Source organism: Leclercia sp. G3L, assembly GCF_021117075.1.
GTDB lineage: Bacteria > Pseudomonadota > Gammaproteobacteria > Enterobacterales > Enterobacteriaceae > Enterobacter > Enterobacter adecarboxylatus_C.
On sequence record NZ_CP088265.1, the window covers coordinates 4760795 to 4777022 of the forward strand.

Annotated in this window: 14 protein-coding genes; 8 read left to right on the forward strand and 6 right to left on the reverse strand. The window is 58.9% G+C overall.

Features of this window, described 5'->3' with window-relative positions:
* The first annotated feature begins 50 nt into the window (after positions 1-50).
* The 5 genes from fepD (at position 51) to LRS40_RS24365 (ending at position 3624) form a co-directional block, all read left to right on the forward strand.
* Positions 51-1055 (forward strand): Fe(3+)-siderophore ABC transporter permease, encoded by a 1005-nt coding sequence (fepD, locus tag LRS40_RS24345; protein WP_231312902.1) that lies wholly within the window; start codon positions 51-53, stop codon positions 1053-1055.
* A complete protein-coding gene (fepG, locus tag LRS40_RS24350) occupies positions 1055-2044 on the forward strand; it encodes an iron-enterobactin ABC transporter permease (RefSeq protein WP_231312903.1) in 990 nt (329 codons plus the stop codon). The genes fepD and fepG overlap by 1 nt, the downstream gene beginning before the upstream one ends.
* Positions 2041-2835, forward strand: coding sequence for an iron-enterobactin ABC transporter ATP-binding protein (fepC, locus tag LRS40_RS24355; RefSeq protein ID WP_231312904.1), 795 nt, complete (start codon positions 2041-2043; stop codon positions 2833-2835). The genes fepG and fepC overlap by 4 nt, the downstream gene beginning before the upstream one ends.
* 122 nt (positions 2836-2957) lie before the next feature.
* Positions 2958-3206 carry a hypothetical protein gene (locus LRS40_RS24360; protein ID WP_231313937.1) on the forward strand — a complete coding sequence of 83 codons (249 nt, stop codon included), beginning with the start codon at positions 2958-2960 and terminating at the stop codon, positions 3204-3206.
* Positions 3133-3624 carry a nucleotidyl transferase AbiEii/AbiGii toxin family protein gene (locus LRS40_RS24365; RefSeq protein WP_231312905.1) on the forward strand — a complete coding sequence of 164 codons (492 nt, stop codon included), beginning with the start codon at positions 3133-3135 and terminating at the stop codon, positions 3622-3624. Before LRS40_RS24360 ends, LRS40_RS24365 begins: the two co-directional genes overlap by 74 nt.
* Positions 3625-3783: 159 nt before the next feature.
* On the opposite strand, the gene entF is transcribed toward LRS40_RS24365, so the two are convergent.
* From entF to fes, 3 genes are read right to left on the reverse strand one after another with little or no spacing between them, the layout of a single operon-like run.
* Complete coding sequence (gene entF / locus LRS40_RS24370) at positions 3784-7647, reverse strand: enterobactin non-ribosomal peptide synthetase EntF (RefSeq protein ID WP_231312906.1); 3864 nt, start codon at positions 7645-7647, stop codon at positions 3784-3786.
* A complete protein-coding gene (locus LRS40_RS24375; RefSeq protein ID WP_142488588.1) occupies positions 7644-7856 on the reverse strand; it encodes an MbtH family NRPS accessory protein in 213 nt (70 codons plus the stop codon). The genes entF and LRS40_RS24375 overlap by 4 nt, the downstream gene beginning before the upstream one ends.
* Positions 7857-7870: 14 nt before the next feature.
* Entirely contained in the window at positions 7871-9073 is a 1203-nt protein-coding gene (fes, locus tag LRS40_RS24380) for an enterochelin esterase (RefSeq protein WP_231312907.1), read from the reverse strand.
* Between the two features lie 254 nt (positions 9074-9327).
* Here fes and LRS40_RS24385 point away from each other — a divergent pair, with 254 nt between their 5' ends.
* Entirely contained in the window at positions 9328-11568 is a 2241-nt protein-coding gene (locus LRS40_RS24385; RefSeq protein WP_142488585.1) for a TonB-dependent siderophore receptor, read from the forward strand.
* Positions 11569-11874: 306 nt separating this feature from the next.
* Here the strand turns inward: LRS40_RS24385 and LRS40_RS24390 are convergent, their stop codons facing one another.
* From LRS40_RS24390 to LRS40_RS24400, 3 genes are read right to left on the reverse strand one after another with little or no spacing between them, the layout of a single operon-like run.
* On the reverse strand, positions 11875-12114 hold the full coding sequence (locus tag LRS40_RS24390) for a bacteriocin immunity protein (RefSeq protein WP_231313935.1): 240 nt from the start codon (positions 12112-12114) through the stop codon (positions 11875-11877).
* Between the two features lie 10 nt (positions 12115-12124).
* Positions 12125-13801 (reverse strand): S-type pyocin domain-containing protein, encoded by a 1677-nt coding sequence (locus LRS40_RS24395; protein WP_231312908.1) that lies wholly within the window; start codon positions 13799-13801, stop codon positions 12125-12127.
* Entirely contained in the window at positions 13801-14295 is a 495-nt protein-coding gene (locus LRS40_RS24400; protein ID WP_231312909.1) for a hypothetical protein, read from the reverse strand. The genes LRS40_RS24395 and LRS40_RS24400 overlap by 1 nt, the downstream gene beginning before the upstream one ends.
* 209 nt (positions 14296-14504) lie before the next feature.
* Here LRS40_RS24400 and entD point away from each other — a divergent pair, with 209 nt between their 5' ends.
* Both entD and LRS40_RS24410 read left to right on the forward strand, forming a co-directional pair.
* A complete protein-coding gene (entD, locus tag LRS40_RS24405) occupies positions 14505-15149 on the forward strand; it encodes an enterobactin synthase subunit EntD (RefSeq protein ID WP_231312910.1) in 645 nt (214 codons plus the stop codon).
* 135 nt (positions 15150-15284) lie between these two features.
* Positions 15285-16226 carry a D-ribose ABC transporter substrate-binding protein gene (locus LRS40_RS24410; RefSeq protein ID WP_142488581.1) on the forward strand — a complete coding sequence of 314 codons (942 nt, stop codon included), beginning with the start codon at positions 15285-15287 and terminating at the stop codon, positions 16224-16226.
* Positions 16227-16228 lie beyond the last annotated feature (2 nt).

Sequence of the window (16228 nt, forward strand, 5' to 3'; positions counted from 1 at the left end):
ATAAGATAGATAACGATAATTACTATCATTATCAAATCATGGACGTTGCTATGTCGTACTCCTCTTCCGCGTCACGCGCCCTTGCCGTGCCCGGTTTACTGTTACTGCTCGCGTTTGCCGTCGCCCTCAGCCTGTCGGTGGGTGCGAAACCGCTGCCGTTTTCCGTGGTGGTCGATGCTCTCACCGCCACCTGTCAAAGCGCCGACTGCACCATCGTGCGGGATGCCCGACTTCCGCGCACCCTCGCCGGACTGCTGGCCGGTGCCGCTCTCGGTCTCGCCGGCGCGCTGATGCAAACCCTGACCCGCAATCCGCTGGCCGACCCGGGCATTCTCGGGGTTAACGCCGGGGCCAGCTTCGCCATCGTGCTGGGCGCGGCGCTGTTTGGCTTCTCCTTCCCCGGCGAGCAGCTGGTGATGGCGCTGTGCGGGGCCTTTGCCGCCTCGCTGCTGGTGGCCTTTACCGGCAGCCAGGGCGGGGGCCAGCTTAGCCCGGTTCGCCTGACGCTTGCGGGCGTGGCGCTGGGGGCGGTGCTGGACGGTCTCTCCAACGGCATCGCCCTGCTCAACCCCGACGTCTACGACCAGCTGCGCTTCTGGCAGGCGGGCTCGCTGGATATCCGCACCCTGCAAACGTTACAGGTGGTGAGCGTGCCGGTGCTGATCGCCGCCGCCGTAGCGCTGTTGTTAAGCCGGGCGCTCAACAGCCTGAGCCTCGGCAGCGACACCGCCACCGCCCTCGGCAGCCGCGTGGCGCGCACCCAGTTTCTCGGATTACTGACCATTACCGTCCTGTGCGGCAGCGCCACGGCGGTGGTGGGCCCCATCGCCTTTATCGGCCTGATGATGCCGCACATGGCGCGCTGGCTGGTGGGAGCCGATCACCGCTGGTCCCTGCCGGTGACGCTGCTTGCCACTCCTGCCCTGCTGCTGTTTGCCGATATTATCGGGCGTCTGCTGGTGCCCGGCGAGCTGCGGGTGTCGGTGGTCAGCGCCTTTATCGGCGCGCCGGTGCTGATTTTCCTGGTGCGCCGCAAGCGCGGAGGTGGATTGTGATGGCCCCGTCCCGTCGTTTAGTTATCAGCTGCCTGATGCTGATTCTGATCAGCCTCGGCGTGGCCCTGTTTAGCCTGCGCAGCGGGGCGGTGACGCTCGATTTCGCTCAGGTCTTCAATGCCCTGACCGGCAGTGCGCCGCGTAATATCACCATGGTGGTCACCGAATGGCGTTTACCGCGGGTGATGATGGCCCTGCTGGTCGGCGCGGCCCTTGGGATCAGCGGCGCGATTTTCCAGTCGCTGATGCGCAACCCCCTCGGCAGTCCGGACGTGATGGGCTTTAACACCGGGGCATGGAGCGGCGTGCTGGTAGCGATGGTGCTGTTTGGTCAGCACTTGACGGCCATTACGCTGGCGGCAATGGCGGGCGGTATTCTCACCTCGCTGATCGTCTGGGCGCTAGCCTGGCGCGACGGCATTGAAACCTTCCGCCTGATCATCATTGGCATCGGCATGCGCGCCATGCTGATGGCCTTTAACACCTGGCTGCTATTGCAGGCGTCGCTGGAGACCTCGCTCTCTGCCGGGCTGTGGTTCGCCGGGTCGCTCAACGGCCTGACGTGGGCCAAAACCCTGCCCGCCGCCCCGCTGATCCTGCTGATGTTTGTCTGCGCATTACTGCTGGTAAAACGGATGCGTCTGCTGGAGATGGGTGACGACAGCGCCTGCGCGCTGGGCGTCAGCGTCGAGCGTTCGCGTCTGATGCTGATGCTGGTGGCGGTGGTGTTAACCGCCGCGGCCACCGCCATTGCCGGGCCGATCTCCTTTATTGCGCTGGTAGCACCGCATATCGCCCGCCGTCTGTGCGGTACCGCACGCTGGGGGTTAACCCAGTCGGCGCTGTGCGGATCGCTGCTGCTGCTGGCGGCGGATCTCTGCGCCCAGCAGCTGTTTATGCCGTATCAACTTCCGGTGGGCGTAGTGACCGTCAGTCTTGGCGGTATCTACCTTATCGTCTTGCTTGTTCAGGAGTCCCGCAAGAAATGAGTGCCAATCTGACCCGCTTGCGCGGCGAAAATCTGACCCTCGGCTACGGCAAAAAAACCGTGGCTGAAAATTTACAGGTGGCGATCCCCGACGGCCACTTCACCGCCATTATCGGCCCTAACGGCTGCGGGAAATCGACCCTGCTGCGCACCCTCAGCCGCCTGATGACGCCGCTTCAGGGCAACGTTTTCCTCGATGGCGAGCAGATCCAGCGCTTTGCCAGCAAAGAGGTGGCGCGCCGGGTCGGGCTGCTGGCGCAAAACGCCACTACGCCGGGGGATATCACGGTGCAGGAGCTGGTGGCGCGCGGGCGCTATCCGCACCAGCCGCTGTTTACCCGCTGGCGTAAAGAGGATGAACTGGCGGTCACCAAAGCGATGCAGGCCACCGGTATTACCGACCTGGCGGCGCAAAGCGTGGACACCCTCTCCGGCGGACAGCGTCAGCGGGCGTGGATTGCGATGGTGCTGGCCCAGGAGACATCGATCATGCTGCTGGATGAGCCGACCACCTGGCTGGATATCAGCCATCAGATCGACCTGCTGGAGCTGCTGAGCGACCTGAACCGCACCCAGGGCTTTACCCTTGCGGCGGTGCTGCATGACCTGAACCAGGCCTGCCGCTATGCCACCCATTTGATTGCCCTGCGTGACGGAAAAATTGTGGCGGAAGGTGCGCCGAAAGAGATTGTCACCCCGGAACTGATCGAGCGGATCTACGGGATGCGCTGCATGATTATTGACGATCCGGTGGCGGGCACGCCGCTGGTGGTGCCACTGGGACGGCGGTAAAATAAAAAATATCTCTACACTAAAGACACCTAATGGTGTCTTTAGTGTTTATATAACTATGTTAAACTCGCTATGTGCACACTAAAAACACTTGGAGATGTCTTTTTTGTAGAGATAGCGCCATGGATAAACTGACCGCCATTAACACCCTGGATACTTTCAGCCGACACGGAAGGTATGTTTTTCATATAAACGACCTGAAATACCTGTTTTCTGATGAGTCAGACCGCACGCTGAAAGCTTCCCTTAAACGTCTTGTTGAGGCAAATATCCTGACCCGCGCGGTACAGGGAGTTTATGTCTACAACCGCGCGCCCCGCTTATACCTACTCGTACCGACAGCTCGTGCGCAATTACAGCGTGTTGCCTGACGGCTATAGCGATACCCTCATCAGAGTCGAATCATTAGATGAGATCATGCCGGATAAACTGGTCTCGCTACCTGCAAGTACCCTCAGGATCCGATATCGCGATATGTGGGATTTGATCTGGTTAAAACAGCAAGGCGCAAAAATGAATGTCGGGCTGGTGAGTCAAAAACTCGCTGACTATAAGATCGAGAATTTTGAGCAATTAATTCAGTTCAGAATTGATTCTCTTCCAACAATCATCGCCGAAGGTCATTTTTATAATGAAATGACGCGGTTTATTCCATCGGCAGTATATGAAACCAGCCTGGGTAGAGAAGGCTTTTCATCGTTTTTACTCGATAGCCTTAGCGATTTATTAAACCAGCTCAGAACAGAACTCTATGCAAAGAAAAATAACCCCGCCTTATTCAAATTATAAACAGACCCGCGTTTTCCCGTAGGCCCGGCAAGCGTAGCGCCGCCGGGCGTCAGCCGCAACGCTGCTGCAACGCCGGGTGGCGGCTTCGCCTTACCCGGCCTACGAAACCCATTACGGCACGGACCCCAGGCCCGGCAAGCGCAGCGCCGCCGGGCGTTTTTACTCCCCCAGAATCCTCTTCAACACCGGTCCTATCGTCTCAAACGCCTGCGGGGAGATGATGTCCACGTGGGCACAGTCCTGGTGATAGATCTCCAGCTCCCCCACCCACGGTGCCCAGGCGGCGAGCGGGTCCATGGTTCGCGTGCGTTCAGCGACAAACAGCGTCGCTTTGCCGTCGAACTTCGCGCTGTGCGCCGTGGTCAACAGACGCACCGCATCGGCATAGTTGCCCTCGATGGCGCTGAACAGCTCCCCGGATGCCTGCCCCTGCTGGGCGGCGAGGAACGCCTGACGCTCACGCTCGATCTCCGCTAAGACCTCCGGATCGAGGCCGTTAGCCTCTTTTTCACGCCAGTTTTGCGTCTCCGGCGGCCAGGTATCCAGCAGGCCAAGGAACGCAACGGCTTCCCCTTGCCCACGCAGGCGGGCGGCGATGCCCTGCGCCAGCGTGCCGCCGAGAGAGTAGCCGAACAGGTGATAAGGCCCGTGCGGCTGCTGGGCGCGTAGCGTCTCCAGGTGCTGGTCGATCACCTCGTCCAGGGTGGCACAGTGCTGCATCGGTCCCGGTCGCGGCGACTGGATACCGGTAATCGACCAGCGCGGATTGAGATAGCGCGCCAGGACGCTGAACTGCCAGGCAAAACCGGAGGCCGGATGGAAGCAGAACAGCGTCGGGCCGTGGCTTTCGCGCAGGGGCAATATCGTCTCATACCCCAGACGCCGGGCCTGCTCGTCGCTGATGTCGGATCCCAGCAGGGCGCTCAGCTTGCCCACCGTCGAGGCCACCATCACCTGGCCGGGGGTAACCTGGCGGGCAAAGTGGCGGCTCAGGCTGGCGGCAAGGCGCATCGCCAGCAGCGAGTGGCCGCCGAGGGCGAAGAAATCCGCCTCGATGTCGTTGATCTCGCAGCCCAGCAGGGCAGAAAACGCCGCGGCAATCGCCTGTTCGGCGTCGCTTTCCGGTGCGCGGCCCCGGGTCTTCATCGTCAGCTCCGGCAGCGGCAGCGCCTTGCGATCCAGCTTGCCGTTGGCGCTGAGGGGCAGCGCGCTGAGTTGCAGTAACACCACCGGCACCATATGCGGCGGCAGTTGGGTTTTCAGGGCAGTTAAAAGCGCGTCGCGATCCAGCGGCAGACCGGATTCCGAGACCACATAGCCCACCAGCTGACGGGCGTCGCCGCCGGTATCCGCCGCCTGGTTGATGACGCAGGCGTGGGTTACCGCCTGAGCCACGTCCGGCAGGGTCAGCATCGCCCGGTCGATTTCCCCCAGCTCAATACGCTGGCCGCGAATTTTCAGCTGATCGTCGCTGCGGCCCAGATACTCTACCGCGCCATTATCCAGCCAGCGGGCCACGTCTCCGGTGCGGTACATGCGCTCGCCCGGCACGTACGGGTCGGCGATAAAGCGGCTGGCGGTCAGATCCGGGCGGCCCAGGTAGCCCTGCGCCAGCTGGATCCCGGTAAGATAAAGATCGCCCGCCACGCCGAACGGCACCGGGCGCATCATCGCATCCAGAATGCGCAGACCGGTATTCCACACCGGGAAGCCGATCGGCACGCTGTTGCCCTCTATCGCCGCCAGTTCCGGGCCAAAGGCCGGATACCAGCTGACGTCCACTGCCGCTTCGGTCGGGCCGTAGAGGTTATACAGCGGCGCATGGGTGAGCTGCTCCCACTCCCGGCACAGCGCGGTCGGCAGGGCTTCGCCGCTGCAGAACACCTGCTTCAGGCTGGCGCAGCAGGCGGCGTTTTCCGGAGTCAGCGAGGCGACAAAGGCTGCCAGCATCGACGGCACAAAGTGGGTGGTGGTGACGGCGTACTTCGCGAAGAAGTCCTGCATCGCCAGCGGATCGCGGTGCGCCTCCGGCTCGGCCATCACCAGCTTCGCCCCGGCAATAAACGGCCACCAGAACTCCCACACCGAGACGTCAAAGCTGCACGGCGTTTTTTGCGCCACCACGTCGGCTACGGTGAGCGGGTAGTGGTTTTGCATCCACAGCAGGCGGTTAACGATGGCGGTCTGGCCGACCATCACCCCTTTCGGCCGTCCTGTTGAACCGGAGGTAAAAATGATATAGGCGGTCTGTTCCGGGGCACTGAGGATGAGCGGTGCGCTGCTCTCCGCAGGCATTAGTGTGTTGTAACTAAACAGAGCCGGATGGTTAAAGCGCGGGCGCTGGTCGTCGGTGGTGATTAACAGCGACGGCTTCGCGTCCTCGATCATCATCTGCAGACGATCGTCAGGATATCCGGTGTCCAGCGGCAGCCACGCGGCCCCCGCTTCGACGATGGCGTGCAGGGCCAGCGTCAGGAACACCGAACGCGGTAACGCCACCGCTACGCTGTCGCCGGGCTTCACGCCCCGGGCACGCAGCTGGTTCGCCAGGGCCACCACCTGCTCGCGCATCTGGCAATAGGTCAGTTCGTGGTGCGCATCAGCCAGCGCCGGGGCGTCCGGGGTTTTCGCCGCCTGCTCCGCCACCAGCGCGCTCAGGGTGGTGAGCGGCAGAGGAACCGCTGTCTGGTTAATCTTTTCCAACTGCTGATATTCGGCGTCAGAAACCGTTTCGGCCTCGCCGCAGCGCAGGTCGATATTGGCGGCAAACTGCGCCAGCAACCCATGCAGGCGATCGACATGGCGCACCAGAGTGGCCTCATCGTAACGCTGCTTGTTGGCGAGGATCTCAATGCTCAGACCGCCCTGCTCGTCCGGGAACAGCGCCATCTCAAGGTCGTTGACCGGGCCGGTGGCGAGGGTATGCGTCACCGCCTGAACGCCATCGATATCCAGCTGGTAGTCAAAGACCTTGACGTTAAACACCGGGCCAAACAGCGCCTCGTCGCTGGCGGCGCGCCCGCTGTCGCGGACGATCTGCTCGGCGTCATACCGCTGATGGCGACGCATCTTTTTCATCTGCCCGGCCAGGCGCTGGGCCAGCTCCGGCAGCGTCTCCTGAGCGTTGATGTTCACCGCCAGCGGCAGCACGTTCAGCACCGGCCCGGTAGCGGTGAGCGCCGCGGAGCCCATCCGGCGCATAAAGATAAACCCGGCGGCATAGTTCATGCGTCCGGTCAGACGGGCGAGCCACAGGGCCACCAGCGCCAGAGCGAGGTCGGTGCGCTGGATCTGGCTGGTACTGGCGAGCTGGCTGAAGGCGTAACGATCGGCGGTCAGCTTCAGGCGCAGAATGTCGGTGGTCGCGGCGCGACCCGGCAGCGGCGCGCTGGAGAGCGATACCGGCGGCGGGAGCTGCTTACGCTGCCCGGCCCAGAAAGCACCGTCGCGGACATACGCCTCGCTGTCGCGGTAGCGCTGATACTCCTCCACCACCTCGGCAAAGGGCGTAAACGGCGACGCCGGCGTGGCGTCGCCGTTAGACCAGGCGCGATAAATGGCGGCGATCTGACGGGTAATAGCGGGGAAGCTGAAACCATCCACCACTAAATGGTGATAGCGCTGATACCAGTACCAGCGGTTGTCCGCCACCTGAATCAGCAGGTGGAAAGCCAGCGGCTGGCCGCTGTCGACGCGCAGGTTCTGGTTAAGATCGGCGTGCATCTGCGCCTGCGCCGCGGCATGCGGATCGGCGTGAGCGCGAAGGTCAATAATCTGCGGCTCCGGCAGGGTAGCACTCTCGTCCACCCACTGCCCGATCTCGCCGTTGTCCTCGGTAAACCGCGTACGCAGGGTGTCGGCCTGCATCATGCCCGCCACCACCGCTTTCGCCAGCAGCGGCGCATCAACCGGGCCGATCAGCTCGACGTAATGGGCCACGCTCCAGGCGTTGGGCAGGTCGGAAAGCTGTTCCGCCATCCAGATCCCCGGCTGGGCGGCCACGAGAGGAAGTTGTGCGCTCATGGGGTCACCTGTGCAAAATGGGCCGGGATCAGGGTTTGCCACTGGGCTGCAAGCCACTGCTGACAGGCTTCCTGCGACTGCGGCTCGCACACCACGCGCCAGCCCTCAGGCAGGGCGCACTGCTGCGGCCACAGGCTGTACTGCTGTTGCGCGTTTTGCACAATGGCGAACAGGCCCTGCGGATCGTCGAAGGGGTTACTGAATTCCATACCAGACTCCATTATTAAATAAGCGGCTGCCAGAGAGTCATCAGCCCCTGCGTCAGCCCTCCCCGCCAGCAAAGTGCATCATGTCCGCCGTCCACCGGACGCCAGTAAACCTGCTGCTGTGTGTGCTGTAGCTCGGCGTACAGCGCCTGGCACGCGCGGTAGATCAGCGGTTCGCGTCGCCCCGCCTCAAGGACAATGCGCAGTCCCTGCGCCGACAGCTGTTGGTTTTTGAGTTGTTCGATAATCACGCCGTCCTGTTTGCCACCGCGATGGGGCCACCAGAAGGATCCCGACTGGCTGAGCACGCAGGCAAAACGCCCGGGCCAGTGCAGTCCGGCATAGAGCGCCGAGAGCCCGCCAAAGCTCTGTCCGGCGACCACCGTACGATCGGCCCGGTCGCTGAACGGGGCCAGCGCCTGCGCCTGCGGGAGTAATTCCTCCTGCACCGCCAGCCAGAAGTCGGGGTTGCAGGGCAGCTCGTGGCTGCGATGGGCGGTATCGATAACGTCGATCAGCACATAAACGGCGGACGGCAGCTGGCCTGCGGCGGTGAGCGCAGAAAGCGCGGGCCAGATCGGCATACTTTCGGCCCAGAACTGGCCGTCGAGCAGCACCGCCAGCGGGCGCTCGTCAGAGGTATCCTCGCCGGTGGTAAAGATCCAGACCCGGCGGGTGTTGCCAAGCCTGGCGCTCTGCCATGAAATACACTGCGGGGGCATATAAGGGGTATCGAGCCGATCCCAGCCCGGCTGAACCGGTGCCTCGGGCATCTCCAGCGCCGAGACCGGATGGCCGCGCCCGCCGCGCCAGTGCTGGCGGTTTAGCGGATCGGCAATAGCGCGCGGCAACAGCTTGCGCCAGCCTTCGCGCAGCGCCATGCGGTCCGGCGGATCGGTGGCAAACACCGCCTCGCTGAAGTCGTCCTCGTGAACAGAGGGGATAAAGCAGTAGCTACCCCGCCAGTTTGGGCTGAACTCGCCCTGCCACTGCCAGACGTCGGTGCCGGCAATGCGCTCCAGCGTCTGCGGACGGGCATTGTGGTGGTGATCGGTCACGCCGGTGATATAGAGCCATACCCGCTTCAGCGGCGAAGTCTGCTCTGTTCCGCCCGGATCGCGCCACCAGAAGGTCACCCGATAGTGATCCCCTTCCCGCACCCCTTCGGGCCCCTGTTTCGACTGCCACCAGGCGTCACTTCCTGTTTCCAGCGTCGTCACCGATATAACCCCATGACCTGTTCTGTTTTTTTGATAAAAGATAAACAATATCGATAATATTATTGATAACTATTTTCATTTGCAATAGCGTATGGGCGCGCTGTGGGAAGCGCGAACATTAAATAACCATGCCATGCGCTGCGTACTGACTCAGGACTGAGGGGTTTTCGCAGACTGCGGGCGATAGCCTCCCGCCGCCTCACCCATTCGGGACGGAGCCATGAGGCATGCGGCATCGAAAAGCAGGACATACAATGAATAACAAGCTTCACTCACTGGCCTTACTGGTCAATCTGGGGATTTACGGTGTGGCACTGCCTGCGATGGCAGCCGATACCGCGGGCAACGAAGACACCATGGTGATCACCGCCGCCGAGCAGAACCTGCAGGCACCGGGCGTATCGACCATCACCGCCGATGAAATTCGTAAAAACCCGGCGGCACGCGATGTGTCAGAGATTATCCGCACCATGCCGGGCGTCAACCTCACCGGTAACTCCACCAGCGGCCAGCGCGGCAACAACCGCCAGATTGATATCCGCGGCATGGGCCCGGAAAACACCCTGATCCTGATTGACGGTAAGCCGGTGACCAGCCGTAACTCAATCCGTCTGGGCTGGCGCGGCGAGCGTGACACCCGCGGCGATACCGGCTGGGTGCCGCCAGAGATGATCGAGCGCATCGAAGTGATCCGTGGCCCCGCCGCTGCGCGTTACGGCAACGGCGCGGCGGGTGGCGTGGTGAACATCATCACCAAAAAGGTCAGCAACGAGTGGCATGGCTCCTGGAACACCTATCTGAATGCCCCTGAGCACGATGAAGAAGGCTCCACCAAACGCACCAACTTTAGCCTCAATGGCCCGCTGGGCGGGGATTTCAGCTTCCGCCTGTACGGCAACCTGGATAAAACCCAGGCCGATGCCTGGGACATCAACCAGGGCCATCAGTCTGAACGTACCGGCGCCTATGCCGATACGCTGCCTGCCGGCCGTGAAGGGGTCGAGAATAAAGACGTCAACGGCGTGCTGCGCTGGGACTTTGCCCCGATGCAGGCCCTGCAGTTCGAAGCGGGTTACAGCCGTCAGAATAACCTCTACGCGGGCGATACCCAGAACACCAACAACGATAACAGCAGCAACGGGCTGGTGAAGAAGAACTACGGCAAAGAGACCAACCGTCTCTATCGCCAGAACTTCGCGGTCACCTGGACCGGCGGCTGGGATAACGGCATCACCACTAACAACTGGGCGCAGTACGAACACACCCGCAACTCCCGTCTGGGGGAAGGGCTGGCGGGCGGCCTGGAAGGGCTGTTTAACAGCAACAAATTTACCGACACCGACCTGTCCGACGTGATGCTGCACAGCGAAATCAACCTGCCGATCGACTTTATCGTCAATCAGAACCTGACGCTGGGTACCGAGTGGGATCAGCAGCGGATGAAGGATATGTCCTCCAATGGTCAGGCCCTGCAGGGCGGTGCTGTTCCGGGAATGAGTGACAGCCGCAGCCCGTACTCCGATGCGGAGATCTTCTCTCTGTTCGCGGAGAACAACATGGAGCTGACCGACAGCACCATGCTGACCCCGGCGCTGCGCTTCGATCATCACTCTATCGTGGGCAACAACTGGAGCCCGTCGCTGAACCTGTCGCAAGGGCTGGGGGATGATTTTACCCTGAAGATGGGGATCGCCCGGGCCTATAAAGCCCCGAGCCTGTACCAGACCAACCCGAACTACCTGCTCTACAGCAAGGGCCAGGGTTGCTACGCGAGTGCAGACGGCGTCGGCTGCTATATGCTGGGTAACGAGGATCTGAAAGCCGAAACCAGCATCAACAAAGAGATTGGCCTGGAGTGGAAACGCGACGGCTGGCTGGCGGGCGTGACCTGGTTCCGTAACGACTACCGCGACAAGATTGAAGCGGGCTATGCCCCGGTGGGTCATACCTCTTCCGGTAAGGTGCAGACCGATATCTACCAGTGGGAAAACGTGCCGAAAGCCGTAGTGGAAGGGCTGGAGGGCACCCTGAACGTGCCGGTCAGCGACACCATCAACTGGACCAACAACATTACCTACATGCTGCAAAGCAAGAACAAGGAGACCGGCGACCGTCTGTCGATCATCCCGGAGTACACGCTGAACTCAACCCTGAGCTGGCAGGTACAGCAGGATGTCTCCCTGCAGTCGACCTTCACCTGGTACGGCAAGCAGCAGCCGAAGAAGTATAACTACAAAGGTCAGCCGGTGAGCGGTTCTGAGAAGGACGAAGTCAGCCCTTACAGCATCGTCGGCCTGAGCGCGACCTGGGACGTAACCAAATACGTCAGCCTGACCGGCGGCGTGGATAACGTCTTCGATAAACGCCAGTGGCGTGCGGGGAATGCCCAGACGACCGGGAATACCACCACCGGGGCCTATATGTATGGCGCAGGGGCGTATACCTATAACGAACCGGGCCGTACCTGGTATATGAGCGTGAATACGCAGTTCTGACAGTTAAAAGCAAAACGGCGACCTGGTCGCCGTTTTTGAGGGTCGTACCGCCCATGTACCATTGGTAGCAAAGCGTCCGCCAATCTGTTCAAGAACGTTAACCCCGGCGGTAACTGTCTCTGCTCTGGTTGCACTGGCTGCGGCTGCAACAGCGGCCTGATACTCTATTTCTTCATGGATGCCGTTAAGCCACTTGTACAGTGCATTGCGCTTCTTCGGTATTCTATTTTGTGTTGCAGATAAAGTGAATTAGCAAACAACAGAAAGGCCGGGATAAAGCCCAGCCTTTCTGTTCACACATGTGATTTACTCACCGCGAAAGCCGGGCTTGCCGTTGGCTTTACGCCATTTCTGCACTTCATCAGCAATCGCTTCTGGGGTTGCTTGTTTACCCGATTCTGGGTAATAGATTAAATCAGAACCTGATGGATGCTCCGATAAATCAATAAACTGTTCTAAAAGTTCGTCCTGATGACTTTCTCCCCCTTCAGCACTAATAATTTCTGCAATTAGCTTTATGAAATCTTTTCTTGATAATTCGCTCATATTTTTCAAACTATGTCCCTCGATGAACATCAATGTGGCGTTTAGGTGTCGTGATGCCCATATTGTCCACGTTATAGACATCACCACCTTGGCTTATTGGCTTGATGTGGTGAATTTCAAAAGAACGCCTTTTCCCAACTGTATCTGCAAATCTTGTTCGCGGCGACAATCCATACTTCATTCGAGCTGAGTTGCTGGGGATAAATTGCTTTGATAGTTCAGAATCTTTACTTACCTCTTCCCAGAATGCTTCCCTAAACCCATCAAAATTGGAGAAGGTACGACCGCGCAGTTTATCGGCTATCTGAGATGGGACAGGCGAGCCGTTGCCCTGATTCGCATCAGCTAACCATGTACCTGTAACCTTCTGACCTTTACCTGTGACTTGCCCCGGATTGTTGCGAATGTAGATATAAATCGGCGGAATATCTGATACGGGAAGGATCAGAATGTAATCCGCGAAATTTTTCTCATCCGGTGCCGGGGTTGTCGTACTGGTGATATGAGTTCCATCGGGTAACGGGTTAATAAGGATTGTTCCTGGCAGCCTCGGCGGGGTCTGATTACCCGTGTTTGTCGGAGTGTTAGCACCAGAATGATCGGGGGTCCAGATGATGGTTACCGGGCTTTCTTCCTCGGTGGTGAAGATGTACGCCTGTCGGGTGCTGTCCCACTGCATTTTACGCACCCGCACCATATCTTTACCCGGTGGGGTGTGCCAGCCATGCGGAACGGGATTTCCGTTGCTGTCATTCTCCCATGTATAGCGTACACGGGTAGGCGCTTCACTCATCTGTGCAAGCCGCATACGGTCGATGAAATCCTGTTCACCGTCGTTCAGCCGTCCGGGCATCATGCCAACTAAAAACCCGGCAACGGATGCACCTGCACCAGCCGTTGCGATTTCAGCCCCGCGTACCGCCCATGTACCATAGGTAGCAAAGCGCCCGCCAATCTGTTCAAGAACGCTAACCCCAGCGGTAGCTGTCTGTGCCCGGGCTGCACTGGCGGCGGCTGCAACAGCGGCCTGATACTCCATTTCCTCATGGTTGCCGTTAAGCCATTTGTACAGGGCACTGCGCTTCTTCGGTTTTGGGATACCCTCCGGAGCTGGTGACTTTTTCTTTGCTGTCTGTGCGTGCTGTGGTGTATCTGAGGCGGTTGCTGCATCATTGACCGGAGCAGCTTTAAATAGCCCCATATCAGCAAAGTTAGTATGAGGCTCCTGCTGCGTCCCTGCATCGTTACAGCCTTCACCACGAAGACAGGATTTAGCAAAAACCCGGTTACGTTCCTGCTCTTCTGCCCGTCGCCTCTCTTCGGCTTCCTGAGCAGCTTTACGTTCTGCAAATAGTTGTACTCGTGCGGCAATCGACGGATCCACTCCCGGCCCTACCCACTGCCCGGCAGGTGCGATAATCCAGTTAGACCCTGAAGGGCAGGCACAGCGCACGACTGAACCATCTACAGCTGCTATTTTTCCCATATTGGTATCGCGTGGTTCTCCCGAAACCACAACACCAGGTTCGCCACATTTGGGGCACCGGGTCGTTTTATCACCGACACGCATGACTCTGCGCCCGTGCTCGGTATCATTGGACATAGAAGCAATACATACAGCGCCAGTGGTCGTTTTATCACCTTCCAGCGCCGTTCCCCGTCCGTAGCAATCTGAACGATTTCCCATTACGCTACCTCATGGGCCGATAAAAAATCCTCCGGTACAGGGTCATCTTCATACTTAACAATAAATCCGCTGTCAGTAGGCGTGCTGACAATTTCATCCCCGTTTTCCAGAAGGCTTCCAACCAGCCCCATTCCTTTACCTGCCACGGTGTGAGACTGACCTGCGCTGGTGGCGATTCTGCTTTTTGTGCCATCAGCGTAGGTAACGGTGCAGCCTTCATACAGTACACTGGCGTACTGACCATTACTGAGCAGGGCTTTTACGCCTTTGTTCGGATTGGGTTCAAATTCATCAGCAATACCACCCTGCCGGGTCAGACTCCCTGCAACAGCAGGTCGATAAATGGCAGCAACAGGACGTTGTTGTAACGCCAGTTGTTGCATGACATTTTTGCGGGCATCTTCGGGCATTTCAGCGATTTGTTCAGGGGTGAATGCTGGTTTTTGCAAGGTAGCCAGAATTTCCGGAGTAAGATCATTGTTGTACTGTTTCATAAGTCCATCTACTTGTTATAAAAATAATCACAGCGGTCATTTTACAAGCAATAACCATATGTTCAACAAGGATTTGACTTAGGGGAAATTCCCATCGGTGACATTCAATAAAGGGTCTTTCATGCTTCCACTACTCTCACCAGAGGGGAGAGGGAACAGTCGGAAAGCGTGTGCTACCATGGCGTTCCTTTTTTAGCGGTGAGAAACAGATGTACACCACTTACTCCACGTTTCTTCTTGCCGGGCAAACAGTTCACTGCATCACCTTCGATCCCACGACGTTCAACGATACGGATCTGCTTTGGCTTCCACATCATCACCAGCTAATCCACGCTGGGCGCAAGCGCAAAGCCGATCACCTGGCCGGACGGATCGCCGCCTTTCATGCCCTGAACCGGCAAACTATTCCCAGCATCGGCCACAGCGGCGAACCGCTGTGGCCTGAGGGCGTAAGCGGCAGTATTTCTCACAGCGGTACGCAGGCTGTGGCGATATGCCGGAAAAATGGCCTTATCGGCATTGATTGTGAAGCGATCATCGACAAGCACGAAGTCCGTGAAATCCAGGACGGCGTAATCGATGCCCGGGAAGCACAACTCCTGGCCGGGAGCGGCATTCCCTTCGATCTGGCCTTCACCCTCACCTTCAGCGCCAAAGAGAGCCTGTTCAAAGCCCTGTTTCCGCAGGTGCAGGCGTGGATGGGCTTCGACAGTGCGCGCGCCACGGCATTGACGGCCAACACCCTGACCTTATCCCTCTCCCGCCCTTTTCCGCCCTTTGCACAAAATCAGGCATTTACCCTGCACTGGAGCCAGATTAATACCCAGGTCATCACCCTGATCTGTGATGCATAACGGCTCAGGATCGTGATCCTTTTCTCCTTTTAAACAAATTAGCTGCCTAAACCGTAGACAGTTTTATCAGGCAGTCTTATCGTTACATTGAATAATAAATCATTATTGAATAAATATTCAATGTGGAGAAAAAGAATGAACACGACCTTTGTAAAATCCGCTTTACTGGCCTCAATGATCGCCGCTTCCGGCTCCCTGTTTGCCGCCGATAACGGACTCATTGCGATAATTACCCCCTCACACGACAACCCGTTCTTCAAGGCTGAAGCCGACGGCGCGGCGGCGAAAGCGAAAGAGCTGGGTTACACCACCCTTGTCGCCTCGCATGACGATGACGTGAACAAACAAAACCAGCTGATTGAGACCGCTATCGCCCGTAAAGCGAAAGCGATCATTCTGGATAACGCCGGGGCAGATGCCACCGTCGGTCCGCTGGAGAAGGCCAAAGCGGCAGGCGTCCCTGCCTTTCTGATCGATCGTGAAATCAACAAAACCGGCGTGGCGGTGGCGCAGATTGTCTCGAACAACTATCAGGGGGCGCAGCTGGGTGCGGAGAAATTCGCCAAACTGCTGGACGGCAAAGGCAAATACGTTGAGCTGCTGGGCCGTCCGTCGGACACCAACGCCCACGTGCGCTCCCAGGGCTACCACGACGTGCTGGATGACTATCCGGACATGAAGATGGTGGCGCAGCAGACCGCCAACTGGAGCCAGACCGAAGCCTTCACCCGTATGGAAGCCATCCTGCAAACCAACCCGGATATCGTCGGCGTGATCTCCGGAAACGACACCATGGCGCTGGGTGCCGAAGCGGCGCTGAAGGCCGCCGGGAAAAACAACGTGATTGTGGTCGGCTTTGACGGCAGCGACTACACCCGCGACTCGATCCTGAAGAAGGGCAATATCAAAGCTACCGTTCTTCAGCCGGGCTGGGAGCAGGCGCAGATGGCCGTTGAGCAGGCGGATTACTACCTGAAAAACGGCAAAGCGCAAAAAGACGAGAAACAGCTGATGGACTGCGTGCTGATCGATGAGTCCAACGCCAGCAAGCTGAATGTGTTCAACCTCAGCAAATAAGC